Source organism: Silicimonas lutimaris (genome assembly GCF_047314965.1).
Lineage (GTDB): Bacteria > Pseudomonadota > Alphaproteobacteria > Rhodobacterales > Rhodobacteraceae > JAVJUV01.
The window spans coordinates 1-21,350 of record NZ_JBLBVK010000008.1; the positions used below are offsets into that span (position 1 = coordinate 1).

Sequence of the window (21,350 nt, forward strand, 5' to 3'; positions counted from 1 at the left end):
TCCGTTCCACATGCCAAACCGGACATCTGACAAAGAGACTCGAATGCCGCCTTCGAGCCCTTTCCGGAAGTGACCAACCAGAAGCCCTCGCAAATGCAGCATGAACACCTCTGAGCCTGACCGCTGCGGCTCAGAAGGAAAGCGGTCATCCGTGACCGATGCAGCGAGATCTCAGACCTCAAGGTCCAGGTTGCGGACAACTCCGGCGGTGTCCACCTATGGACGAACGTCCGCTTCAGAGAGACGTGTCCAGTTTAACCCCACCAGAACCGTCAGCAGCACAGCTAGGGTTGTTAAAGCGGATTTAAGAATTGTGGCTGAGCTAGTGGCGTAAACCAGTGGAACAGAAATCTCTGGCCAGCTCCAAATCATGGCCGCGATACCAAGGTTTTCGACATAATCGAACAAAGCGCTACCAACCGAAAAGGCAATGCCAAAGCGGACAAGTTTTCTGTTTGGCATGCGTTGCCCAAACCGGCAGATCGTGGCGATCAAAGTCAACGCGAGCATGAATGGATAAAGTGTGTCCAACGCGATCTGGTGACTGAGATAATACGCGCGCCCTTCCACTCCCAACGCTTCAAGAAGCGTCGCCGCCTCTTTGGAGCCATAGCCGAAAGGACGCATGTCGAATGGGACGCGCCCTGAGACCGCTTCGATATGGGCGAGCGTGACATTGATCATCAGCAAATAGATTGATGCACCTATCAGTCCTGAGCCAACCGCAACTTTTCCAATGTGTTTTGACAATTTTCTGTTCGTCATTTTGTAAACTCCTTGATCCGTGCCACACATGCCCTCAGACGCGGTCACCCGCATTATCATTTGATAAGGCACGCTCAGATGGATTTACGGACGTTTCTGATGCAGTCTCCCGACTTGTCAGATATGGCTTGCGCGGAGGATTTTGCGTCTGATTGGAAACGAAAGCGTTTGAACAAGGGGGCGCACCTTACCCGGCAGGAACAACCCGAAACAGACGAATTCGTTCTTTTGGAAGGCTGCTTGGTGAGCAGTATTTGTGACCAAGACGGCAAAGAAGTCAGCGTCGAGTTTTATGTGGGTCCCTGCGTTATCACGCCAAATATCGCTCGAACGCGCAATGGTGTGTCGCTCGTGTCCATTGCGGCAACGACCGATGCCCTGCTTGCAAGGATCGACAGTGATCTACTTTCAAATCGGATGATTTCATCTGAACCCATCCGAAATTGGGCCAATGGTGTTCTGCGGGACGCGCTAAGCCGGAAGGTAGATCGAGAGTGGTGCCTCGCCGCGCTTAAAGGAGCTGAGCGGCTCACTTGGTTTCGCCAAGCATTCCCCGGCTATGAAGACATCTTTCCCCATATGTTGATTGCATCCTTTTTAGGGATCACACCTGTCACCATGAGCCGTTTACGCACCGGCGACAAACACTGACAGAAGGCGGCCATTCGTGCGTCTTGCAGCATCGGTCAAAGAGGGCTCGAACCGGACTACTGCGCCGCAGAAGTGTCGGTCGAACCCTTGGTTCGCAAAGCGGTCGTTGGTCGAGAGACATTAGACTGTCGGCGTCGGCGCGGTGCCGATGCCTGGTGCGGGAGGGCTGGATGGAGACCCCATCATGTCCAAAATCCAACTCCCGGCAACTAGGCAGGTACGTCCGCCATGGAACAAGGGCCGACTGATCGGCCAGAAGCGTCCTCTTCTACCCAAGCAGGTTTGGTCCATTCGAGCCAGGCTGGAACTCGCGGATAACCCACGGGACCTGGCGCTGTTCAACCTTGCGATCGACAGCAAGCTCCGCGGTTGTGACCTCGTTCGTCTGCGTGTCAGTGACCTTGTCGTTGGCGGCTCCGTCCGTGACCGCGTTTCGGTCACACAGAGCAAGACCGGCAGACCCGTTCAGTTCGAAGTATCCGAGAACACCCGAAACTCGATCCTTGTATGGGTCAGGTCCCCCTCAATGATCGGTTGCAGGTACCTGTTCCCTAGCAGGTTCCACGGTTCACCCCATCTGTCGACGCGACAGTACGCCCGTCTCGTCAGGGACTGGGAGTCGGCGATCGGCCTCGATGCAAACGCCTATGGGACGCACTCCCTGAGACGGACCAAGGCCGCGTTGATCTATCGGAAAACTGGGAACCTGCGGGCCGTACAGCTTCTGCTCGGCCATACGAAGGTCGACAGCACAGTCAGGTACCTCGGCGTCGAACTCGACGACGCGCTGAGCATCGCCGAGAAGATCGAAATCTGAGGAACTGGCGGGCGGCAGCGGTCGTCCGCCATCTCAGACCGGACATCATTCACCGTCGGCAGCAGCGGCCGCATCGAGCCCAAGGCAGACGTTCAGTCCCACAATCTGGTTAGCGCAAAGGCTTGCCAGATTGGATGCCGTGGCATGGGTTTCTCAGCCTTTACTGAGCGTTATGCAGCAAGTCTTTTGCTCGGTCCCGACCAAGTTCAATCCTGCAGGAGTTGATCCCAATGCCTGTACCCGAGCCACCACCAAAAGTGGCGCCGATATATTCGCAATGAGCATCTCTATACGCTGCCCAGGCTGCTTGTGACGCTTCTAGTGCTGGCGCGGCGACTTTGCGACCGGTAACCTCATCAAGCTCTTCCGCGGAACTCTTCGCAAATCCCAAATAGATGTCGATCGTGGCATCGACCCTTTGGAGCGTGTCAGCTACGCACGCGCCGATCTCAACCTGACTACCCCCACCGCATTCGGTGGCGGGGTCGGCAGAAGCGGGAAGCGTCAGGTAGGACAACAGCGTCAGCGTTGCATAGAATTTTTTTCTCATGACAGGTTCCTCATACACCTATAGCGTTTCAGTGTGCTAACTCCGGTGAGTTCCTATGCATTTGACGCCAAAGGCAAGTGCATTAATGCAAATCCGAGTTGGACAAACTACGCGGGATCAGGATGTGGATGATTTCGGACCTCGTAGAGGGCACAGAGGGACGCCCGGTGCCATGCAACCCCTGACCGTCTTTCGCCATTGGTCTAGTTGGGATACCCAAAAGAGCAGTCATGCGTTTATTAACTTGATTCACCTGCCAACTCGGTGTCCGATCATGGTCCATTGTTAAGGAGGGTTGCTCCATGCTCACCACCATGAAACGCATTCTGCCCATGACCTTAGCCTGCCTTGTTGCCGCCACTTCGGCTCAGGCTGAATGGAGCTTCAGCACGGGGATCTATCCCAACGCCTTCATCCAGACCGACAAGGCGACGCTTGAACTGCAGTGCGACCGGGTGCGTTTCGCGCCCGCAGGCTACGAGGACTCGCAGGACATCGTCACCAAGCAAGGCCTGTCGTTCCGATTCATGAAGAACGGCACCGCCGAGACCGGGGCGTTCCAGGCCGGGGCGTCGAACGCGGAGATTTCGATCGTCGACAACTATCCCGTCGAAATCCGGTTCTACGACCAGGGCGATTACGACTTCGTTCTGGACCAGATTGCCCGGAACGCCGTTCTGAACCTGTCGATGATCGACCAGGACATCACCTACGGCATCTTCACGCTCAAAGGCTCGTCCGCCGCTGTCAAATCGTTGCGCGCGGCCTGCAACTCGGGCGCATCGGCGTCTCAGTCCCAAGGCATGGAAGCGCCTGAGGGTATCGTCTACTGCGGCGGCGGAGCCGTTCAGCGGGTCATCGAATACGCCATCGTGGGCCAACCCGGAGACCAGTGGGATGCCATCGTCACGGTAAATGGCGAAACCGTCCGTGCCATGACCGCATACAGCTACTTCGGAAACTCCAAGCCGCCGGCCGGTTTCCAGGTCGCGCTTCTGGGCGAAGACCGGTCCGAGTACCTTGTCTTCAGTGACGGTGGTCGGAACTGGATCGAGTTCGGCGACTACACCTACGAACAGTGCAATTAACGAGTTGTTTGGAAAGGCGATCACAGGCTCTTGCCAAGAAGAGGGCTTCTGCATCAGCCGTCCTCTCAAATTCGTAATCGAGTTAACGAAGACATGAACCATGGAAAGGCAATCAACATGAACACAACATTTAGAGTCGTTTCCGGCTTGCTCATGGGAACTTTGCTGACAGCTTGCGTGGAAGATACCGGCTCCACAACCTCGACGCCCAATCGCGCAAACCAGGACTGTTTGACCGCGGTCGCCCAAGCGACAGGTAACAGTCAAGTCAGAGTCCTTTCTTCCGAGGCCCGCGAGGCCAATATCCGAGTGGTCGTCGGCGTTGGACCAGATGCAGCACCTTGGCAGTGCATCACCTACGGAGACGGAACAACCGAAGGCATCATGTCTTTGACTAACGAAGGCAGCCTCTGACGCAGCCCCGGCGCGTCTCCTAGGCATCGCTTTCCGGGCGTCGATGGCGCAACTTGCAGCCGCCCGTTTTTTCCGGGCGGTCTCTACCTCTTGGATGGTTCGGACAGGTGCGCCAATCGCTCACCAAGGTCAAATGGTCGATGCAGGCTTAATGAATAAAGGACAGAACAAGCATGTGGTCGCTCGTTGAAAGCATTGGCAAAGCCCATTTGCGGCTCCTCTTGGCAACCGTCGGCGCGTCGTTCTTTGCCGTCTCGGCGGACGCCCAGGACTGGTCGGGACTGCCCGAGCAGTTCGTGGCGAAGATCAAGGCTGCCCAGCAGGCATGTTCGGAATTCGATAACGGGCAGTTCGCCCTGGAATACGGAGCCGTGCACCGCGTCGACCTTGACGGCGATATCTATCGGGATTGGGTTTTGGATGAGGCAGGCTTTGCCTGCTCCACCGCCGTCTCGCTCTATTGCGGTACCGGCGGTTGCATGTCTCACTTCCTGGTCGAGGATCGTGTAGTCTCGCTCTTCAATCAGGGATGGGACATGGCGAACATCGGCCCGTTCCGCGTCCTGCTTGCAGATGTGCATGGCTCGCTATGCGGTGGCATCAACCCTACGCCGTGTATCGTGGCCAGCGTCTGGGATGCGGAGGAAAAAGTCTGGCGCAGCACTGCCGCAAAGTGGGAGTAGATATGCAGAGGCTATTCAAAAAAACGATGACCGGCATCGGTGTCTGCGCTTATGTCCTGGCACTGACGGGATGCGTGGAAACCGCACCTGAAGTCGCGATCAGTGAGCCTGACCCGGAACTGGTCTTTGTCCGAGGTTACCGCGGTGCTGCGGACGAATGCCAACTGGTCGGGGAAACTGCATTCACGGTCGATTTCCTTGACGATGCGGCCGATCTCGTAGCCTGCCCGACCGGAAGCGCTGCGATGGCAAGCCTCATGGCCGAAACCGGAGCGCCGATGCTCACCCAGACAAACAGCTTTACGCTCTTCAGTATTGGAATCCGCTGAGGAACTCGGATCAAGCGGGTCATCTGGGGCTCAAAGTGTCGTAGAAGGCGATTGGGTCTGTCTAGTCCACGCGCCGCCAGCTCGGGTCAAGAGCGTACAGCTCTTTGACAGTTCCCGCACCGTGAGCCGCGCCATAGAGAACGATCACATCTCCGGTTGCGTCATGGATGGCCTCCGCCAAATGCTCATTTCGCCAGTCGATCGTAACGCGTGTGATTTGCGTCACGTCTGCGGTCGGCATGACGAACTCCCCGATCGGCGTGGTCAGGTTTTCCTCGCTGATCTCAAGCGGCCCAACTAGTCTCTCGTAGGCATCAGCAAGTTCCGCTGGCGTCAGGTCGACGTTGACATCCTTGCCTCCGGGAAACCCAAGGAACTGCGCGTTGTCCTGCGCCACCAAACCACCAGATACATTCTCTGCATAGAAAGTCGGTGAGGGGAGAAAGCCAAGCATGGCACGAACCCTGCGCTTGTCTTCGAGTGTCGCTGCATCGAAGTCGATAAACTCGTAGAAAAGGTCCATTCCTTGTGCTTTGAGTTGCTTCACTTCGCTCGCCACGGCTTCATAAAAAGCCGGCTCAGCCTGGTGGATCATCGGAATAAAGTGGAGGAACCGCGATCCGTTCGTGAACGTGAATACTCTTGCACTGGACGCCGATCCATCCACGTAGAACTATTCCTCGGAGAGTGCGCCTATATCGCCTTCTGGCCCTTCTAGCATAACTCCGATGTGCTGAGACGCTCCCGCAAATGATACCCAAACGGCCATAACAACGGTTGCGACACTGGTTCTAAAAAACATCACACGTTTCTCCTTTGGCCGGCGGCGCCCGCCCGAGTATTGGCAGAAAGCCGGTGTTCGGGAAAGATCACGGAAAGCTAATCCAAGATGGCCGGGTCTCGAACGGCGGGAGGAAAAAATGGGATTTGCAACTGCGGTTCGGACGTGTCTGTCCAAGTACATTTCATTTTCCGGCCGAGCATCGCGACCGGAGTATTGGTGGTTCCTCCTGTTCGTGGTGCTTGGTTCCCTCGTGTTCGGACTACTCGACGGGGTCTTGTTCGGTGTGGATATTGAGACGGGGGAATCCCAAGGTGCTCTGGCGCCGCTCTGGCAGCTGGCCATGTTCATTCCGCTTCTTGCGGCAGGATGGCGTCGACTTCAGGACACCGGGCGACCCGGCTGGTACATTCTCTTGCCAATGCTTGTGTCACTGGTTTCTGTCGTCGGACTGTTCCTGGGCATCTTCACCTTTGGAGTCATGGAACAGAATGTCGCCGATCCTGACAGTCTACGGGGACCGGCTGCGGTGTTGGGTCTTACCGGTATTGCCGTGATCGGAATCGTCCAGCTTGTGCTGACCGTTTTGATGCTTTGGTGGCTGACAAGGCCGTCCGATCCAGGCGCAAACGCTTATGGTTCGCCTGCGGCAAGCTAATCCGTCCAAGATTTCGGCGATCCATATCTCCTCGAAGGCGATCGTAGATTCACAATCGTAAGATCAACCGAGGAGAATTTATCCAATAGCTCAAGGGGCTGGCATCAGGCGCCATCCCTTGAACCAGACTGCGAGAGCCTCGCTTACATGCGATTGAATGCGATAATTTGGTCGTCCGAATTCACAGAGCAGCGGAAGGTCGTTCCGCCAGCATATACGGAGTAGTTCCGTGTTCCGAAGGCATCGAAATTGATCGGGTTCGCAGAAGTTTGATCGTAACTCACCCGCATGAGCGACGCTCCACGCTCGCGGCACTCAAATGCGCCGGGGTCTTCAATCGCATCGCCAACTTCCACGCATCCCGCGAGTGCCAAGGCAACTGTTCCCGCTGCCATTATTCGTCCGATCATCTGTCTTCCCTTCAGCCGATTTTTTTCCGATTCACGTCGTCGGAACCACTACGTGGCTTTTGATGGTATGAAGTATGCTGCAGGTTTGGAAGAATTTATTTGGAGAAACAGATTGGGAGCTGTCTACGCAGCGGCATCTATTTTATTGAATGAGATTTTGCGCGGAGCCGGGAGCAGAACATCCTGCATGACTAGCCTTGCTCGACCACATCGGTCGAATAGAAATAGGTCCCGCAGATATCCTCTCCGGATACGGCCCGTGGAATTTCTGTGCCGGTGAACAAGGCGACTCCCAGGTACCTAAATCCAGAGAGATCCTCATTCCAAGCTGCGATGTAGGTGACCGGCCGGTCCCCACACAGCGTATTTCCCTGCCGAAGTGAACCAGCATCTCCCGAGACGCGGAACACCTGTGCAAGAGGTATGTCGCCTGAAGCTCCCCAACTACCCGGAGCAGATTGGTCAACGAGATCAAGTTCGAGAACACTGCCCGTCTCAAAAACCATGCGATCCGCAGATAAGATCACCGGCCCGGTAATCGCCAAAGCCGTTTCGCTATAAGGATTGAAGGCCTTCCCAGCGTCCTCAATTGGTTGAGAGTTTGCTGAACCGCCCAAGGCGCCAATCAATATCAATGTAACGAACGCCCAGCGATGCATATCTTTCCCTCAAAGGCCTTCTGGGGGGACGGCCAACCTAGCCAAGTCTAGAAGTTAGGCGATTTCATGGGTTTGGTCAATCCGGCGTCCCAATTTTGATGAGGCCTTTGTCTGTGTTGGCTCATCGAGGCGAATAGGTGCATGCACTGATCATGCGTCAATTTATTTGGCTGGCACATGATTATTACGACATTAACTAGGCGTCATCGTGCTACGAACCTTGGCGCGACGCGATGATCACACCTACAACCTAGCCAAACGGACTGCGTATTCACGCAAAGGGCCTTTTGCGCTCTGAGCTTCAATCTGGCCATTCTCAATTAAGCCCATCAGGCGACTGCTGAAGAAGAGATCGCTCATCCGGTTATGTTGGTCGCATCGACTCATTGCATGTCCAACTACTCGACCAGCAATGGACCAATCAGCAGTGCAACTCGACAGAATCAAAGCGTCATAAGTGTCGGATCGCACGCTGGCGACTTTTCCCGCCATCCATTGGCGGAGCAATCCATTCTCAGCACAAAGACGCTCATACTCCGACGAGTGTTTCACCCGCTCTGCATCGCTGAGTGAACGCAATTTTTTGAATTGACTGGCTAGCTTTGCTGGGCTGTGCAAGGCAACGTAGTGCTGGTTAGGCCCGTCGGAAACATCAACATGCATCAGATTGAAGGTTGCGTCTCGCAACCAGTAGCAAGCCATATGCAAAAATGTGGTCTCGGATACGTTATCTCCAGCCCAAATGACGACCCTATCTGCATCTGCCTTCAGTTCTCGAGTCTCTTTCTCAATGAGTCGCCACGACGCAGAAACGTCGGCTGGACCAATGCGGGTCTCGCCAATTTGCTTGAACAAGTGCTGCACATAGTCGCTGCGCTCATGCGCGTCGCCCAGTGGGCCATGGCTGAGGTCATCGGGAATCCCAATGACTGTACCCGGCATACCATGTGACTGAGAGGCAGCACGGAGGCAGCCTACTGCACTATCTCCTAGCGCGATGTGAATATGATCTTGCATACGTAGTCCTTCCAATCTTTTCACTGATTGTGGCCAAATCAATCAGCGAAATGAGCAGTAAAAAGCGTTCTTGTGGTTGCGTTGCAAGAAAGACTTGACGTGACTTACGTGAATATCCGGGGAGCGCCCAATCTGAGCCTGATAGTCTCGCAAGTTGGGGCGGATCGTGATTGTGTATCGATGACTGCTTCGTCCGCCAAGCGGTCGTTGAGCGAAAATTGAGCGATGGCTGCTTCGAGCCCGAAGCGGAAGCCAAACATTGGGCGAGTTTCGACCAATGTCGCCCTAACTTCATCGTTGAAAGTGGCGTTACTGTTTCGCCCCAGCTTGAACCGCCGAAAGAGACCTTGGTCTTCTTGTCGGCTGGGCTTCTTCCCCTGAAGGCAACGGGAGATTGGCCAAGTCCGCTGGGCTAAGGCTAATGTCGGCAAGGGAATACTCGTCGAGAACTCCCAACATGGCTAAAACGGCGCGGCCCAGAATGGGCGGCAGCTTGCAGGCGCAGGTTATTCCGCATCGATTATCGGGAAGGAAGCATTCCACAAGACCAAAGTCTGGCTCCGTTGCGCGGACCACGTTACCCAGCATGATATCCTCGGGCCTCATGGCGAGCTTGAAGCCGCCTGAACGTCCCCTCTTACCTGTCAGAAAGCCTTCCCGAGTGAGTGTCCTGACAACCTTTTTGAGGTGCGGAGCCGAGACTCCGTACAGGTGCGCGGCCTCCTCGATCGTAGTGTACTGCTCGTTCTTGCTTGCAGCGAGTATGAGCACGCGAAGCGCGTAGTCGCTGAATTTCGTCAATCGCATGTCTCTGCCTTTACGCACCGGCTGGAGGCCTTTGGTTCGGCCGTCGCCCCAATTCTAAAAGGGTCATTCTATTTGATCTTAATCAATGTCGGGCGCGACGCAAGCTGCCAAGTAGAGGGCGTCCATAAAGATACTTTTATATGCCCCTATCTGTCATGTCGCTTCCAATCTCCTTGCGATCGCTCCTTGCCCTCGTGGCCGTTGCCGTTTCACTGGTATCGCCCGCGGCGGCGCAGACTTCACAGATCGAGCGGTTTCTTGCGGAAATGCCGCCGTCCTCGTTGGTCGACGGCGCAGATGGCTATGGTGCCCTTCGTGACGATATTCCTGTCGCTCCAGTCCTTCGTAACGGAGAGACGGTCGCTTGGGCGTTCCTGACATCGGACTTCGTGGGAACGACCGGCTATTCGGGCAAGCCGATCCACGTGGTCGCCGCAATATCGCCGGATGCGGTTCTGACCGGGGCGCATCTGGTCGAGCATTCGGAGCCGATTGTCCTCATCGGCATTCCGGATGCCAAGATGCGAGCGCTGACAGAAAGTTATGCCGGGCTCGACCTGAAGTCCGAAGCGATTGCTGGCGGCTCTGCCCATGACATAGATATCATTTCAGGAGCGACAGTCACCGTAATGGTGATTGACGACTCGATCGTCAGGTCCGGGTTAAAGGTCGCACGCGAACTGGGGCTCGGCGAGCTTGCGGCCAAGCCGGACGAAGGTCAGCCCCGAGAGATCGACTCAACGCAGTCCGACCTCCGTGACTGGACTGCGCTGTCGGGCGATGGCTCGGTCAGGCGGATCACGATCGACATCGGGCAAATCAACGCCGCCTTCGCGGCGACCGGCGACGAACGTGCCATCGCACGGCCGGAGCGCGGCGACGACGAAGATACGTATATCGACCTTAACGCCGCACTTGTCAGCGCGCCCACGATTGGCCGCAGCCTTCTGGGCGACCGGGAATACGAGAACCTGGTCGAATGGTCGGAGCCGGGGGAGCATGCCATCCTGCTTCTCGGGCGTGGCGCGTATTCGTTCAAGGGCTCGGGCTATGTGCGCGGAGGCATCTTCGACCGGTTCCAATTGATCCAGGGCGACGTGTCGGTTCGCTTCGTCGACAAACAGCATCGCCGCCTTCTGCGCCTTGCTACCGAGGATTCACCCAGCTTCTCGGAACTCGATCTGTTCAAGATACCGGCAGATGCGGGGTTCGAGCCGGGCGAGGCATTCCGTATCCAGCTTCTGGCGCAGCGCGCCGTCGGCGCGGTCGAGAAGACGTTCCTGACCTTCGATCTGGGCTATCGTCTGCCCGAGAAATATCTTCTGCCCGCTGCAGCACCGGCGGCGAGCGCGGTCGACCTGCCCAGCGAGGCAGAGGCAAAGGCCGCGCTTTGGCAACGCATCTGGCGCGACAAGTCGGTCGAGATCGGCGCCCTTGCCGTTCTGCTGATAGTTCTTACGGGCGCTTTCTTCTTCCAGGTGCAGGCCACCCGACATGCGCGCGCCTTCTTCTGGTTCCGCATGGCCTTTCTGACGGTGTCACTCGTCTGGCTGGGCTGGAAGATGAATGCGCAGATTTCGGTCGTGAACCTGATGGCCCTGGCGGGTTCCATGCAGTCTGGCTTCACCTGGGACGCGTTCCTTCTCGACCCGCTGGTCTTCATCCAGTGGTTCGCAGTTGCCGCTGCGCTGCTTTTCTGGGGGCGCGGTGCCTATTGCGGCTGGCTGTGTCCCTTCGGCGCCCTTCAAGAACTCACCAACCGGATCGGACGGCTGGCCCGCATTCCGCAGGTGGAGCTGCCCTGGGGTCTGCACGAACGGCTTTGGGCCCTCAAATACATGATTTTCCTTGGACTATTCGGGGTGTCCCTCGCGTCGATCCCCACGGCGGAAAGGCTTGCGGAAGTGGAGCCCTTCAAGACGGCGATCATTCTGAAATTCGCGCGCGAATGGCCCTTCGTCTTGTTCGCGCTGGCGGTGCTGCTGGCCGGCCTCTTCGTGGAAAGGTTCTACTGCCGATACCTTTGCCCCTTGGGGGCCGCTTTGGCGATCCCGGCACGGCTTCGGATGTTCGACTGGCTCAAGCGCTACGAAATGTGCGGTTCTCCCTGTCACACCTGCGCCAACGAATGCCCGGTGAGTGCGATCACGCCGCGGGGCGAGATCAATCCGAACGAGTGCGTGAACTGCCTCCACTGCCAGGTGCTTTACCAGTCCGAGGCCAAGTGCCCGGAGGTCATCCGGCAGATCAAACGACGTGCTGCGGTGGGCAAGGCCCCGCCACAGACGAAACCCGAGCCCGCTGTTCAATAGCGGCCTTTTCAAACCAGAAGGAGTGAAGGACATGTCAGACACACCACAAAAGTTCGGCGTCTCGCGACGCGGGCTCTTGGGCGCGACCGCCACCGGCGCAGTTGCAGCGGCCACAGGGGTAGGCGCCAGCCTTCTGACGGGTTCGCCCGCGCGTGCGGCGGAAAGCGCCAGCCTCAAACCCGGCGAACTGGACGAATATTACGGCTTCTGGTCTTCCGGCCAGACGGGCGAATTGCGCATCCTCGGCGTCCCCTCGATGCGCGAGATCATGCGCGTTCCGGTGTTCAACCGCTGCTCGGCAACGGGCTGGGGGCAAACTAACGAAAGCCTCAAGATCCTGACCGAAGGCCTTTTGCCGGAAACGCGCGAGATGCTCGCCGCACACGGCAAGAAAACTTATGACAACGGCGACCTGCACCACCCGCATATGTCGTTCACCGATGGCACCTATGACGGGCGCTATCTCTTCATGAACGACAAGGCCAATACGCGTGTCGCCCGGGTGCGGTGCGACGTGATGAAATGCGACAAGATCATCGAGATCCCCAACGCGCACGACATCCACGGTCTCAGACCTCAGAAATACCCGCGCACCGGTTATGTCTTCGCCAACGGTGAACACGAGGCGCCGCTCGTGAATGACGGTCAGATCCTCGACGATCCCAGCCAGTACGTGAACATCTACACCGCCATCGATGGCGATACGATGGAGATCGCGTGGCAGGTGATGGTGTCGGGCAACCTCGACAATACCGACTGCGACTACCAGGGCAAATACAGCTTCTCGACCTCGTACAACTCGGAAATGGGCATGAACCTTGCCGAGATGACCGCGAACGAGATGGACCATGTGGTGGTGTTCAATCTCAAGGAAATCGAGGCCGGGATCGCGGCAGGGGATTACCAGGAACTGAACGGCGTCAAGGTGATCGACGGCCGCAAGGGGCAGAACAAGAACTACACCCGTTACATCCCGATCCCGAACTCGCCTCATGGCATCAACACCGCGCCGGACGGCATGCATGTCATGATCAACGGTAAGCTTTCGCCGACCGTATCGATCATGGATGTGACCAAGCTCGACGATCTTTTCGCCGGCACTATCGAGCCGCGCGACTGCATCGTGGCCGAGCCGGAACTGGGCCTTGGCCCGCTTCACACGGCCTTCGACGGCAAGGGCAATTGTTTCACCACGCTGTTCCTCGACAGCCAGGTGGTGAAGTGGAGCATCGACAAGGCGCTGGCGGGCGAAGACCCAATCCTCGAAAAGGTCGACGTCGCCTATCAACCCGGTCACAACTCGACCTCGATGGGCGAAACCAAGGAAGCCGACGGCAAGTGGCTTGTGTCGATGAACAAGTTCTCGAAGGACCGCTTCCTGAATACCGGACCGCTCAAGGCCGAGAACGAACAGCTCATCGCAATCGAGAACGGCAGCATGGAGGTCGTCCACGACGGACCAACCTTCGCGGAACCGCACGACAGTATCATCGTGCGTGCCGATATCGTGAACCCGGTCAACGTCTGGAACCGCGACGACCCGATGTGGGAAGAAGCCCGTCGTCAGGCCGAGGCGGATGGCGTCGATCTTGACTGGGGGCATGACGAACCGATCCGCGACGGCAACAAGGTGCGGGTCTACATGCACTCGATCGCGCCGAACTTCTCGTTGGAGAAATTCACCGTGAAGCAGGGCGACGAGGTCACGATCTACGTCACCAACATGGACGACATCGATGACGTGACCCACGGCTTCTGCCTGTCGAACTTCGGTATCGCCATGGAGGTCGCGCCGCAGGCCACCGCCTCGGTCACCTTCACGGCAACGCGTCCGGGCGTGCACTGGTTCTACTGCCAGTGGTTCTGCCATGCGCTCCATATGGAGATGCGCGGCCGTATGTTCGTGGAACCGCGGGCGACCTGACCGATGATCCGCCTTCTCGTCATAGGTCTGTTCCTGGCGCTGACCCTGCCCGCGAGGGCAGGGGAGGTCGCCGTTGTGCCGGGCGGGCTTGCGGAGGCACTTGCGAACGCGCAGGACGGAGACGTCCTGCGCCTTTCTCCCGGCACCTTCGCCGGGCCCATCCTGATCGACCGGCCGCTGACGATCGACGGCGGTGGTGTCGCGCATATCGACGCGGGCGGCACGAACTCGGTCATCACGGTGGCGGCTCCCGACGTGACGGTGCGGGGTCTGACCATCTCCGGGTCGGGCAGCGATCACGAGACCATCGATTCCGGTGTTCAGCTCACGCGGACGGCGACCCGGGCGATCATCGAAGACAATGTCCTTCTGGGAAACCTTTACGGAATAGATATCCACGGAGCCAGAGACGCCCGGGTTCACAACAACCGCATCGAGGGCCGGCGGGACGGGGCGATGAACCGGCGCGGCAATGGCATTTACGTCTGGAACGCACCCGGCGCCGAGGTCACGCAGAACCGCGTCCGCTGGGGCCGCGACGGCATCTTCGTGAACTCATCGAAAAAGAACCGGTTTTCGGGCAATGAATTCAGAGGCCTGCGCTTTGCGGTTCACTACATGTACGCAGATGACAGCGAGGTGTCGAACAACCTCTCGGTCGGAAACCACCTGGGATATGCGGTGATGTTCTCGAACCGGGTTCGGGTGACCGACAACGTGTCGCGCGGGGATCGTGACCACGGCGTCATGCTGAACTACGCCAATCATTCGGACATCTCGGGCAATGTCGTCTTGGGCGGTGCCGAGAAATGCGCGTTCCTTTACAACAGCCACAAGAACAGTTTTTCCGACAACCGGTTCGAAGGCTGCGAGATCGGGCTTCACTTCACTGCCGGTTCGGACCGGAACGCCATCAGCGGCAACGCCTTCATCGGCAATCGCACGCAGGTGAAGTATATCGCGACAAGCTGGGACGAATGGTCCTCGGAAGGACGCGGCAACTACTGGTCCGATTTCGCCGCATACGATCTTGATGGCGACGGGATCGCGGATGCGCCCTATCGCCCGAACGACAGCATGGACCACGTGCTCTGGACGCAGCCCGCCGCGAAACTCCTGCTGGGATCACCGGCGGTGCAGCTTGTGCGATGGTCGCAATCGGCCTTTCCGGCGCTTCTTCCCGGCGGCGTTATCGACAGCCACCCCCTAATGCGGCCTGCGGAGCGCGCGGTGCCGGCGGAGGACCTTCAATGACGGACGTTCTGATCTGCCGCGATGTGATGAAACTGAGAAGCAAGGTTCCGGTGCTTGAGGACGTTTCGCTTTCGATCCCCGAGGGCACAAGGGTGGCGCTTCTCGGTCACAACGGCGCGGGGAAATCCACGCTCATCAAGATGATCCTGGGTCTGACGCAGATCGACGGTGGAGCGATCTCGATCTGCGGCGCAGCGCCCGGCTCCGATCTGTCCCGCCGCACCACGGCCTATCTGCCCGAGGCAGTGGCGTTTCAGGGGGCGCTGACCGGCCGCGAGCTTCTGGCGATGTTTGCGCGCCTCTCCGGAGTGGACAGCCGCGAAACAGGTCCGCTTCTGGAGCGCGTCGGGCTTGGTGCCGCCGCCGACAGGCGCATTGCCACCTATTCGAAGGGCATGCGCCAGCGACTGGGTCTTGCCCAGGTGTTGCTGGGACGCCCCAGGCTGGCGCTTCTGGACGAGCCTGCAAGCGGCCTCGATCCGGTGTCCCGTCACGAACTCTATTCCATCATCGACGAGCTGGCGGCCTCGGGCACCGCTGTGCTCATCGCGAGCCATGCCTTGACCGAGGTCGAGGCGCGCACGGATCGGATCGCCATCCTCCGCCAAGGCCGGCTGGTGGCCGACGATACACTCGAAAGCCTCGCGCGGGCCGCTGGTTTGCCGATCGTGCTTCGGGTGCGGACAACCGGAATCGCCGTGGCCGACCGTATCGCATCCGAGACCGGCGGCGCGCGCATCAACGGCATGTCCGTAGAAATCCGCTGTCCGGCGGAAAAGAAGATGCCCGCGCTTCAACACCTTTCCGGTCTGGGCGCTGCGGTTGCCGATATCGACATCACGCCACCGGGTCTGGAAGACCTGTACCGGCATTACTCGGGAGGCCTGACATGAACCCCGCATCGCGTATCCTCGCCGTCGCACGCACTGAAATGCTGGTGCTGCGACGGAACCGCTGGTTAAGCGTCGCCACGTTGATGATGGTGGTATTCGCGGTCGCGCTGTCCCTTGCAGGCAGCGCGCCCACCGGAACGCTCGGGGTGGATATGCTGACCGTTTCGGTTGCCTCGATGACCACGCTCGCGGTCTACCTGATCCCCTTGCTGGCGCTCCTCATCTCCTTCGACGCCATCGCAGGTGAACGGGACCGCGGGACGCTTGGGCTATTCCTCTCCTACCCGGCAAGCCGCGCCGAGATCATTCTGGGCAAGACGGCGTCGCATGTGGCTGCCCTCGCCATCGCCAGCGTCATAGGCTTCGGCGTGGCCGGGGCCATCGCGGCGGGCCTTGGCGGCGTCGGCGCAGAGAGCCTGCTGGCGCTTGGCCGGCTCATGGCGACCAGCGTTCTTCTCGGGTTGGCTTTCGTCATGCTGGGGTATGTGATCTCGGCTGTCGCGGGATCCTCTGCCGCTGCCGCCGGACTTTCCGCGGCGCTATGGCTGGTCTTTGTCGTTCTTTACGATCTCGGGCTTCTCGCGGCGGTGGTGATGGACGGCGACGGCATCTTCACGCGGGCCGTCTTTCCCTGGATCATGACCGCCAACCCGGCTGACGCCTTCCGGCTCTGGAACATCGCCGGCACCGAAACCGTGGCTGTCGCCGCCGGCATGAGTGGCGTCGCGGACACTCTGCCGCGATGGGCCGCGCCGCTCTCGCTGCTTGTCTGGCCCGCGCTCGGGTTTCTTGCCGCGCGCGCGGCCTTCCGGAGGGTGGAGCCATGAAGACGGCCATGTTCGCCCTGCTGGCCGCAGCGCTTCTTTCCGGATGCAAGGAAGAGCTGGCCGAAGCCCCGCCGCCCGCTCCGTTGACAGAGGAAAGCGTCAGTTTCTTCTGCCAGATGGAAGTTCTTGGGCATGGCGGTCCCAAGGCCCAGATACATCTGGAAGGAATGCCGGTGCCCCTGTTCTTCGCACAGGTACGCGACGGTATGGCCTATATGAAAAGCCCTGAGCGCGATGCTCGCATCACCGCAACTTATGTCAGCGACATGGGGGCGGCGACATCTTGGAACGAGCCGGGTGACACCAACTGGATCAAAGCGGAAGAGGCGATATTCGTAATTGAAGCGAATGTCGCCGGCGGGATGGGCGCGCCCGAGATCGTGCCATTCCGAAATGTCCCGGATGCCGAGGCATTCGTGACCCGTTACGGCGGACGGCTTGTCGGGCTTGAGGATATCCCGGACGACGTCGTTCTGGCGGCGGTCGATACGGACACGGTCTTGGAGGTTCCGGAATGAAACGTGGTCACACCCGACGCCGCTTTCTCTCGATCACGGCCGCGGCGGCCGTTCTGTCCGGTCTTGGGGCCGAGGGGGCTGTCGCACAGACAGCATTCTGGCGGGGCAGCGCCCTGGGCGCGGCGGCCAGCATCCGTCTTGCAGGTCTTTCCCACGATGGGGCGCAGCCGATCTTTCGCGCCATGGAACGCGAGCTCATCCGGCTAGAGAATATCTTCAACCTGTACCGGCCAGATTCAGAGCTTGCGCGGCTGAATGAGCAAGGCGTACTCGCTTATCCGTCGCCAGAACTTCTCGAGGTGCTCAGCCTGTCGGCCCGGCTGAACCGGGCGACGGAGGGCGCGTTCGATCCCACCGTTCAGCCGCTTTTCGCTGCAAGTGCCCGCGCGGTTGCCGAAAACCGGAAGCCGACGGAGGACGAAATTGCCATGGCGCGCAGCCTTGTCGGCTGGGACCAGGTTCGGTTCGACCAAAGCGAGGTTCGGCTGGAGGGCAGAGGTGTCGCTCTGACGCTGAATGGCATTGCGCAGGGCTATATCACCGACCGGATAGCGGCCCTTCTGAAGGCGCGTGGACTGACGGATGTCCTTGTCGATTTCGGTGAGGTGGTCGCGGTCGGACGCGGCGAAAACGACCGCCCCTGGCGTGTCGGCATCTCGGACACGGACGGAACCATCCAAAAGCGTATCCTGCTCACCGACCGCGCCATTGCGACGTCCTCGCCACGTGGGACTTTGCTCGATCCTGCCGGCCAACTGGGCCACATCTTCGACCCGACAACCGGCATAGCAGCGACCTCCGCTTCGGTCATCTCCGTGTCTGCCCCCCGCGCCGATCTGGCCGACGGGTTGTCCACGGCGCTTTCCCTCATGTCCGGTTCCCGACGCGCCAAAGCTCTTGACGCGTTCCCGGGGACAAGTTTGGAATTCGATATCTGAGCCCAAAACCTCAAAAGAAAAGGAAAGAAAATATGCTCAAGCAGACACTCATGGCAGGCGCCATGCTCGCAACCCTTGCGTCGCCCGCACTTGCCGATGGAGATGCCGCGAAGGGCGAGAAGGTCTTCAACAAATGCAAGGCCTGTCATGCAGTTGGCGAGACGGCGAAAAACAAGGTCGGGCCGGTTCTCAACGGAATCGTAGGCGCCCAGGCTGGCCAGAACCCGGACTTCAAGTACTCCGAGGCGCTTCTTGAAAAGGCGGGGGAGGGTTTGGTGTGGGACGAAGACACCCTTGAAGTGTTCCTTCGGAACCCGAAAGAGCTGATAGCCGGAACGAAGATGTCCTTTCCCGGCCTTCGCAAGGAAGACGAGATCGAGGATTTGATCGCCTATCTCGCAACCAAGTGACGCGCTGCTCAAACGCCGATCCAGAGACGCGGACACTTCTGCCGTGCCGCCGAGGCGTGCCCGGACAGGGCGCGCTGGCACCGATCACCATGGCTGAAGCTTTAACTCTTCTCCAGATTGATGATTGCCCGACCGCCACGGCGATAACTCGACAGCCTCATCGTTACCGTCTGCTTAGTCCGCGTAGCAGTCGTTGGCGCGGTTTCTCCGAAGACCGCTTCAGGCGCAAACCGCCATCCGCGAGATCATTACCAAGGTCCGCTGAGCGGACAAACCTGCCGCTCGCCGCGGTCCCATAGGCGCTTTCAAATTCGACAGGGCGTTGCCGGACGTTCTGTGATACCCTTTGTCCGTTGGCTCGTTTTCATTCCTGAGCCAATCCAACGAAGGGAGGAACCAATCATGTCATTGTTCGACAAGCTTTCCGCGGCGACAGAAGCACGCGACGCCGGGGCATACGCTGACCTAATGGCTGACGATTTCACGTTTGTTCGGCACCAGAACGGGACATCGATGAACAAGGCCGAGACCACGGAAATGCTCAAAAAGATGATGGCGAACGGTGCCACGATGGGGACTCGCCGGAAGATATACGAGAATGACGACATCCTCGTCGTGCACTCAATCAACGACTATCCAGATGGAAGCCGTGAAGCAGTGCTGGCCGCGTACACGCTCCGCGACGGAAAGATCACGCGCCTCGAAACTGGCGCAACCAAACTATAGCAGGCAAAAAAGACCGCCTTCGAGCGGCCTAAATTTCTCACCACGGTGTGTTTGAGGCTGTTTTTTCCTTCCATGCCGACGGGTTTGAATGTTGGTTTTCGCGGCATGCATTGCAGGCTGAGGTTGTTGCAGCAGGGGGAGAAGGAGGCTCACATGGCCGAAATCGACAGACACGGCAATGAAAGTATTTGGGACTCCGCGGCGGCGGGATGGGCGAAGTGGGAATTCGCCCTAATGGAAGCACTGACTGATGCCACGGAGCAAATGCTCGATGCGGCCAGTATAGATGCCGGCATGCATGTTCTGGACCTTGCCTGCGGAGCGGGAAGTCAGACCATTCGAGCGGCTCAGCGCGTGGGTGCCTCTGGCCGAGTGATAGCGAACGATATCTCTTCAAGCATGTTGGACTTCGTGGCATCGAATGCAGCCTTAGCTGGCTTGTCGAATGTCGAGACGTTGCACGGGCCGGCTGAGGGCCTCTCGGGCTGCGGCCTGCATATAGATGCCGCTACGTGCCGGCTCGGCCTTATGTTGTTCCAAGCGCCTCTAGATGCGCTAGACGCGGTGCGAAGCGTATTGACAGAAGGCGGGCGGTTCGCGGTGCTTGTTTTCGCTTCGCCAAAGGACAACCCGCTTCTTTCAAAGACCTTGATGATCGCACTGACCCATGCAGGGAAGCCCCCGCCACCGCCAGGAGCGCCGGGGCTATTCGCGCTGTCCGATCCGGAAAGGCTGCTAGAGCTGTTCGAGAAAGCCGGATATGCTGACACAAAGATTGAACAGGTCTCCGCCCGGCTGTCGGTTGCGTCCGTCGACGAAGCGCTCACCATGATGCAGGAAGCATTTGGGGTCTATCGCGCCCTACTGGCTGATCTGAGTGAAAAAGACCGAGAGGCGGCCTGGAAGGACATCAGAGAATGTCTCGAGGGCTTTTCGGTTGATGGTAGCGTCGATGCGGACATGACGCTTCTTCTGGCCTCTGGGGCGAACCCGAAAGCGTGATCCTTTGGATCGAGTACATATCCCCGCCAACGGTTTATGAATTGATAGAGAGTCTTCTAGCACGAACGACGGTCTGGGGCTCACCAGAGACATCCGACACAATGACTCAGATGTCCCTTTTGGCTCGGTCAGCGGACTTTGGTGTGACGAGGAGCGAGGTCCGGTGAGCGGGACGAAACGATCGTTGGTTCGAAAGTTAGATCCTTCTTTGAGATTAGTAGGCTAGAGAAATTAGGAAGGCCGCAATATCGGCGGTTTCCTGCGGCTTTTGCACTAGCTGGTGTCCCATCAAGGTACCGGGGACGGTCAGCATGGGGCGATATATGAAAGAATAGAGCCGTTCGTGGGTCCATTCACCGCCGAATTCCCTGAGCGCCTGCGAGTATTCAAATGAAGCATCCCGAGCGACCTCTTGGCCGAAAATACCGATGAGCGGCGGGCCGTGATCGAGCGCCGCAGGCGGAGGATCTCCTGCCTCGATGGAATGACAACCCTTGCAGTACACTCTTGCAAGTTCACGTCCGTTGTCGATGTCAGCAGAAGATAAAATATCGTCGGCGGAAATGATCGGCATCGGCGTCGCTCCGGCGTCGATTAGTAGAGACGCCACTGGCGGATGTTTGTCATGGAGTGCGACATGAAGGGGTGTCTGCTCCCCGAGTTTGTATGAGTTGTCTCCTTGACCAACACGACTAAAATTAACGTCGGCGCCAGCTTCAATCAGAAGTTTGGTGGACTGCTCGTTACCGTTCTTAGCCGCGATGTGCAGTGGTGTACTGTCTAGCCCCCTGTGTATGGGCCACTGATCAGGGGTTTCTCTAATAGGGTTTCAGGAACGGGCGGGCGCATGTTGAGTGCCTGATGCGGCCGGGTGTGATTGTACTGCCTGAGCCAGTGATTGATGACGATCTGAGCTT

Annotated in this window: 26 protein-coding genes and 1 pseudogene; 17 read left to right on the forward strand and 10 right to left on the reverse strand. The window is 58.5% G+C overall.

All coding sequences use genetic code 11. The features are described 5' to 3' along the window. Positions 1-216: 216 nt before the first annotated feature. Entirely contained in the window at positions 217-765 is a 549-nt protein-coding gene (locus ACKLNI_RS00145) for a hypothetical protein (protein ID WP_413716967.1), read from the reverse strand. Positions 766-843: 78 nt separating this feature from the next. On the opposite strand from ACKLNI_RS00145, the gene ACKLNI_RS00150 reads away from it, so the two are divergent. Together ACKLNI_RS00150 and ACKLNI_RS00155 are read left to right on the forward strand one after the other, a co-directional pair. Beyond that, positions 844-1,416: a Crp/Fnr family transcriptional regulator gene (locus ACKLNI_RS00150; RefSeq protein ID WP_413716968.1), complete on the forward strand. Its 573-nt coding sequence runs from the start codon at positions 844-846 to the stop codon at positions 1,414-1,416. A 184-nt stretch (positions 1,417-1,600) separates the two neighbouring features. Then, positions 1,601-2,233: a tyrosine-type recombinase/integrase gene (locus ACKLNI_RS00155; RefSeq protein WP_413716969.1), complete on the forward strand. Its 633-nt coding sequence runs from the start codon at positions 1,601-1,603 to the stop codon at positions 2,231-2,233. 160 nt (positions 2,234-2,393) lie between these two features. Here ACKLNI_RS00155 and ACKLNI_RS00160 read toward each other — a convergent pair whose 3' ends face one another. Then, a complete protein-coding gene (locus ACKLNI_RS00160) occupies positions 2,394-2,783 on the reverse strand; it encodes a lysozyme inhibitor LprI family protein (protein ID WP_413716970.1) in 390 nt (129 codons plus the stop codon). Positions 2,784-3,085: 302 nt separating this feature from the next. On the opposite strand from ACKLNI_RS00160, the gene ACKLNI_RS00165 reads away from it, so the two are divergent. The 4 genes from ACKLNI_RS00165 (at position 3,086) to ACKLNI_RS00180 (ending at position 5,297) form a co-directional block, all read left to right on the forward strand. Further along, positions 3,086-3,871: a hypothetical protein gene (locus ACKLNI_RS00165; protein WP_413716971.1), complete on the forward strand. Its 786-nt coding sequence runs from the start codon at positions 3,086-3,088 to the stop codon at positions 3,869-3,871. A gap of 93 nt (positions 3,872-3,964) precedes the next feature. Further along, the gene (locus tag ACKLNI_RS00170; RefSeq protein ID WP_261193824.1) at positions 3,965-4,285 is read left to right on the forward strand and encodes a hypothetical protein; all 321 of its coding nucleotides are present in this window, start codon (positions 3,965-3,967) and stop codon (positions 4,283-4,285) included. A 173-nt stretch (positions 4,286-4,458) separates the two neighbouring features. Then, positions 4,459-4,968, forward strand: coding sequence for a hypothetical protein (locus ACKLNI_RS00175; protein WP_413716972.1), 510 nt, complete (start codon positions 4,459-4,461; stop codon positions 4,966-4,968). A gap of 26 nt (positions 4,969-4,994) precedes the next feature. After that, positions 4,995-5,297 (forward strand): hypothetical protein, encoded by a 303-nt coding sequence (locus ACKLNI_RS00180; RefSeq protein WP_413716973.1) that lies wholly within the window; start codon positions 4,995-4,997, stop codon positions 5,295-5,297. A 61-nt stretch (positions 5,298-5,358) separates the two neighbouring features. Here ACKLNI_RS00180 and ACKLNI_RS00185 read toward each other — a convergent pair whose 3' ends face one another. After that, the gene (locus ACKLNI_RS00185; RefSeq protein ID WP_413716974.1) at positions 5,359-5,892 is read right to left on the reverse strand and encodes a hypothetical protein; all 534 of its coding nucleotides are present in this window, start codon (positions 5,890-5,892) and stop codon (positions 5,359-5,361) included. Positions 5,893-6,217: 325 nt separating this feature from the next. Between ACKLNI_RS00185 and ACKLNI_RS00190 the strand changes: the two genes are divergently transcribed. After that, the gene (locus tag ACKLNI_RS00190) at positions 6,218-6,736 is read left to right on the forward strand and encodes a DUF805 domain-containing protein (protein ID WP_413716975.1); all 519 of its coding nucleotides are present in this window, start codon (positions 6,218-6,220) and stop codon (positions 6,734-6,736) included. A gap of 143 nt (positions 6,737-6,879) precedes the next feature. On the opposite strand, the gene ACKLNI_RS00195 is transcribed toward ACKLNI_RS00190, so the two are convergent. The 4 genes from ACKLNI_RS00195 to ACKLNI_RS00210 form a co-directional block, all read right to left on the reverse strand. Continuing rightward, entirely contained in the window at positions 6,880-7,146 is a 267-nt protein-coding gene (locus tag ACKLNI_RS00195; protein ID WP_413716976.1) for a hypothetical protein, read from the reverse strand. A gap of 191 nt (positions 7,147-7,337) precedes the next feature. Next, on the reverse strand, positions 7,338-7,805 hold the full coding sequence (locus ACKLNI_RS00200; protein WP_413716977.1) for a hypothetical protein: 468 nt from the start codon (positions 7,803-7,805) through the stop codon (positions 7,338-7,340). 243 nt (positions 7,806-8,048) lie between these two features. Continuing rightward, complete coding sequence (locus ACKLNI_RS00205) at positions 8,049-8,822, reverse strand: DUF1835 domain-containing protein (protein ID WP_413716978.1); 774 nt, start codon at positions 8,820-8,822, stop codon at positions 8,049-8,051. Positions 8,823-9,131: 309 nt separating this feature from the next. Further along, positions 9,132-9,629 carry an RrF2 family transcriptional regulator gene (locus ACKLNI_RS00210; protein ID WP_413716979.1) on the reverse strand — a complete coding sequence of 166 codons (498 nt, stop codon included), beginning with the start codon at positions 9,627-9,629 and terminating at the stop codon, positions 9,132-9,134. Between the two features lie 155 nt (positions 9,630-9,784). On the opposite strand from ACKLNI_RS00210, the gene ACKLNI_RS00215 reads away from it, so the two are divergent. The 10 genes from ACKLNI_RS00215 (at position 9,785) to ACKLNI_RS00260 (ending at position 20,433) form a co-directional block, all read left to right on the forward strand. Then, complete coding sequence (locus ACKLNI_RS00215) at positions 9,785-11,941, forward strand: 4Fe-4S binding protein (protein ID WP_413716980.1); 2,157 nt, start codon at positions 9,785-9,787, stop codon at positions 11,939-11,941. A 31-nt stretch (positions 11,942-11,972) separates the two neighbouring features. Continuing rightward, positions 11,973-13,865 carry a TAT-dependent nitrous-oxide reductase gene (gene nosZ, locus ACKLNI_RS00220; RefSeq protein ID WP_413716981.1) on the forward strand — a complete coding sequence of 631 codons (1,893 nt, stop codon included), beginning with the start codon at positions 11,973-11,975 and terminating at the stop codon, positions 13,863-13,865. A gap of 3 nt (positions 13,866-13,868) precedes the next feature. Then, on the forward strand, positions 13,869-15,119 hold the full coding sequence (locus ACKLNI_RS00225) for a nitrous oxide reductase family maturation protein NosD (protein ID WP_413716982.1): 1,251 nt from the start codon (positions 13,869-13,871) through the stop codon (positions 15,117-15,119). Continuing rightward, positions 15,116-16,012: an ABC transporter ATP-binding protein gene (locus ACKLNI_RS00230; protein ID WP_413716983.1), complete on the forward strand. Its 897-nt coding sequence runs from the start codon at positions 15,116-15,118 to the stop codon at positions 16,010-16,012. The genes ACKLNI_RS00225 and ACKLNI_RS00230 overlap by 4 nt, the downstream gene beginning before the upstream one ends. Then, entirely contained in the window at positions 16,009-16,839 is an 831-nt protein-coding gene (locus ACKLNI_RS00235; RefSeq protein ID WP_413716984.1) for an ABC transporter permease, read from the forward strand. The genes ACKLNI_RS00230 and ACKLNI_RS00235 overlap by 4 nt, the downstream gene beginning before the upstream one ends. Beyond that, positions 16,836-17,357 carry a nitrous oxide reductase accessory protein NosL gene (locus ACKLNI_RS00240; protein ID WP_413716985.1) on the forward strand — a complete coding sequence of 174 codons (522 nt, stop codon included), beginning with the start codon at positions 16,836-16,838 and terminating at the stop codon, positions 17,355-17,357. The genes ACKLNI_RS00235 and ACKLNI_RS00240 overlap by 4 nt, the downstream gene beginning before the upstream one ends. Then, on the forward strand, positions 17,354-18,295 hold the full coding sequence (locus ACKLNI_RS00245; RefSeq protein ID WP_413716986.1) for an FAD:protein FMN transferase: 942 nt from the start codon (positions 17,354-17,356) through the stop codon (positions 18,293-18,295). The genes ACKLNI_RS00240 and ACKLNI_RS00245 overlap by 4 nt, the downstream gene beginning before the upstream one ends. A 32-nt stretch (positions 18,296-18,327) precedes the next feature. Then, a complete protein-coding gene (locus ACKLNI_RS00250) occupies positions 18,328-18,705 on the forward strand; it encodes a c-type cytochrome (protein ID WP_413716987.1) in 378 nt (125 codons plus the stop codon). 402 nt (positions 18,706-19,107) lie between these two features. Beyond that, on the forward strand, positions 19,108-19,431 hold the full coding sequence (locus ACKLNI_RS00255; RefSeq protein ID WP_413716988.1) for a nuclear transport factor 2 family protein: 324 nt from the start codon (positions 19,108-19,110) through the stop codon (positions 19,429-19,431). A gap of 153 nt (positions 19,432-19,584) precedes the next feature. Continuing rightward, positions 19,585-20,433, forward strand: coding sequence for a class I SAM-dependent methyltransferase (locus ACKLNI_RS00260; RefSeq protein ID WP_413716989.1), 849 nt, complete (start codon positions 19,585-19,587; stop codon positions 20,431-20,433). A gap of 214 nt (positions 20,434-20,647) precedes the next feature. On the opposite strand, the gene ACKLNI_RS00265 is transcribed toward ACKLNI_RS00260, so the two are convergent. From ACKLNI_RS00265 to ACKLNI_RS00275, 3 genes and pseudogenes are all read right to left on the reverse strand, one after another. Then, positions 20,648-21,007 (reverse strand): c-type cytochrome, encoded by a 360-nt coding sequence (locus tag ACKLNI_RS00265; protein ID WP_413716990.1) that lies wholly within the window; start codon positions 21,005-21,007, stop codon positions 20,648-20,650. Between the two features lie 12 nt (positions 21,008-21,019). Further along, a pseudogene (locus ACKLNI_RS00270) lies at positions 21,020-21,256 on the reverse strand (ankyrin repeat domain-containing protein); the annotation flags it as partial. Continuing rightward, on the reverse strand, positions 21,214-21,342 hold the full coding sequence (locus ACKLNI_RS00275) for an integrase core domain-containing protein (RefSeq protein WP_413716991.1): 129 nt from the start codon (positions 21,340-21,342) through the stop codon (positions 21,214-21,216). The pseudogene ACKLNI_RS00270 and the gene ACKLNI_RS00275, both read right to left, overlap by 43 nt. Positions 21,343-21,350 lie beyond the last annotated feature (8 nt).

Excerpts from the sequence above, each read along its gene's own strand:
- ACKLNI_RS00145 (WP_413716967.1), bottom strand. The coding sequence starts at position 765 with ATGACGAACAGAAAATTGTCAAAACACATTGGAAAAGTTGCGGTTGGC.
- ACKLNI_RS00150 (WP_413716968.1), top strand. The coding sequence starts at position 844 with ATGGATTTACGGACGTTTCTGATGCAGTCTCCCGACTTGTCAGATATG.
- ACKLNI_RS00155 (WP_413716969.1), top strand. The coding sequence starts at position 1,601 with ATGTCCAAAATCCAACTCCCGGCAACTAGGCAGGTACGTCCGCCATGG.
- ACKLNI_RS00160 (WP_413716970.1), bottom strand. The coding sequence starts at position 2,783 with ATGAGAAAAAAATTCTATGCAACGCTGACGCTGTTGTCCTACCTGACG.
- ACKLNI_RS00165 (WP_413716971.1), top strand. The coding sequence starts at position 3,086 with ATGCTCACCACCATGAAACGCATTCTGCCCATGACCTTAGCCTGCCTT.
- ACKLNI_RS00170 (WP_261193824.1), top strand. The coding sequence starts at position 3,965 with ATGAACCATGGAAAGGCAATCAACATGAACACAACATTTAGAGTCGTT.
- ACKLNI_RS00175 (WP_413716972.1), top strand. The coding sequence starts at position 4,459 with ATGTGGTCGCTCGTTGAAAGCATTGGCAAAGCCCATTTGCGGCTCCTC.
- ACKLNI_RS00180 (WP_413716973.1), top strand. The coding sequence starts at position 4,995 with ATGACCGGCATCGGTGTCTGCGCTTATGTCCTGGCACTGACGGGATGC.
- ACKLNI_RS00185 (WP_413716974.1), bottom strand. The coding sequence starts at position 5,892 with ATGATCCACCAGGCTGAGCCGGCTTTTTATGAAGCCGTGGCGAGCGAA.
- ACKLNI_RS00190 (WP_413716975.1), top strand. The coding sequence starts at position 6,218 with ATGGGATTTGCAACTGCGGTTCGGACGTGTCTGTCCAAGTACATTTCA.
- ACKLNI_RS00195 (WP_413716976.1), bottom strand. The coding sequence starts at position 7,146 with ATGATCGGACGAATAATGGCAGCGGGAACAGTTGCCTTGGCACTCGCG.
- ACKLNI_RS00200 (WP_413716977.1), bottom strand. The coding sequence starts at position 7,805 with ATGCATCGCTGGGCGTTCGTTACATTGATATTGATTGGCGCCTTGGGC.
- ACKLNI_RS00205 (WP_413716978.1), bottom strand. The coding sequence starts at position 8,822 with ATGCAAGATCATATTCACATCGCGCTAGGAGATAGTGCAGTAGGCTGC.
- ACKLNI_RS00210 (WP_413716979.1), bottom strand. The coding sequence starts at position 9,629 with ATGCGATTGACGAAATTCAGCGACTACGCGCTTCGCGTGCTCATACTC.
- ACKLNI_RS00215 (WP_413716980.1), top strand. The coding sequence starts at position 9,785 with ATGTCGCTTCCAATCTCCTTGCGATCGCTCCTTGCCCTCGTGGCCGTT.
- nosZ (WP_413716981.1), top strand. The coding sequence starts at position 11,973 with ATGTCAGACACACCACAAAAGTTCGGCGTCTCGCGACGCGGGCTCTTG.
- ACKLNI_RS00225 (WP_413716982.1), top strand. The coding sequence starts at position 13,869 with ATGATCCGCCTTCTCGTCATAGGTCTGTTCCTGGCGCTGACCCTGCCC.
- ACKLNI_RS00230 (WP_413716983.1), top strand. The coding sequence starts at position 15,116 with ATGACGGACGTTCTGATCTGCCGCGATGTGATGAAACTGAGAAGCAAG.
- ACKLNI_RS00235 (WP_413716984.1), top strand. The coding sequence starts at position 16,009 with ATGAACCCCGCATCGCGTATCCTCGCCGTCGCACGCACTGAAATGCTG.
- ACKLNI_RS00240 (WP_413716985.1), top strand. The coding sequence starts at position 16,836 with ATGAAGACGGCCATGTTCGCCCTGCTGGCCGCAGCGCTTCTTTCCGGA.
- ACKLNI_RS00245 (WP_413716986.1), top strand. The coding sequence starts at position 17,354 with ATGAAACGTGGTCACACCCGACGCCGCTTTCTCTCGATCACGGCCGCG.
- ACKLNI_RS00250 (WP_413716987.1), top strand. The coding sequence starts at position 18,328 with ATGCTCAAGCAGACACTCATGGCAGGCGCCATGCTCGCAACCCTTGCG.
- ACKLNI_RS00255 (WP_413716988.1), top strand. The coding sequence starts at position 19,108 with ATGTCATTGTTCGACAAGCTTTCCGCGGCGACAGAAGCACGCGACGCC.
- ACKLNI_RS00260 (WP_413716989.1), top strand. The coding sequence starts at position 19,585 with ATGGCCGAAATCGACAGACACGGCAATGAAAGTATTTGGGACTCCGCG.
- ACKLNI_RS00265 (WP_413716990.1), bottom strand. The coding sequence starts at position 21,007 with ATGCCGATCATTTCCGCCGACGATATTTTATCTTCTGCTGACATCGAC.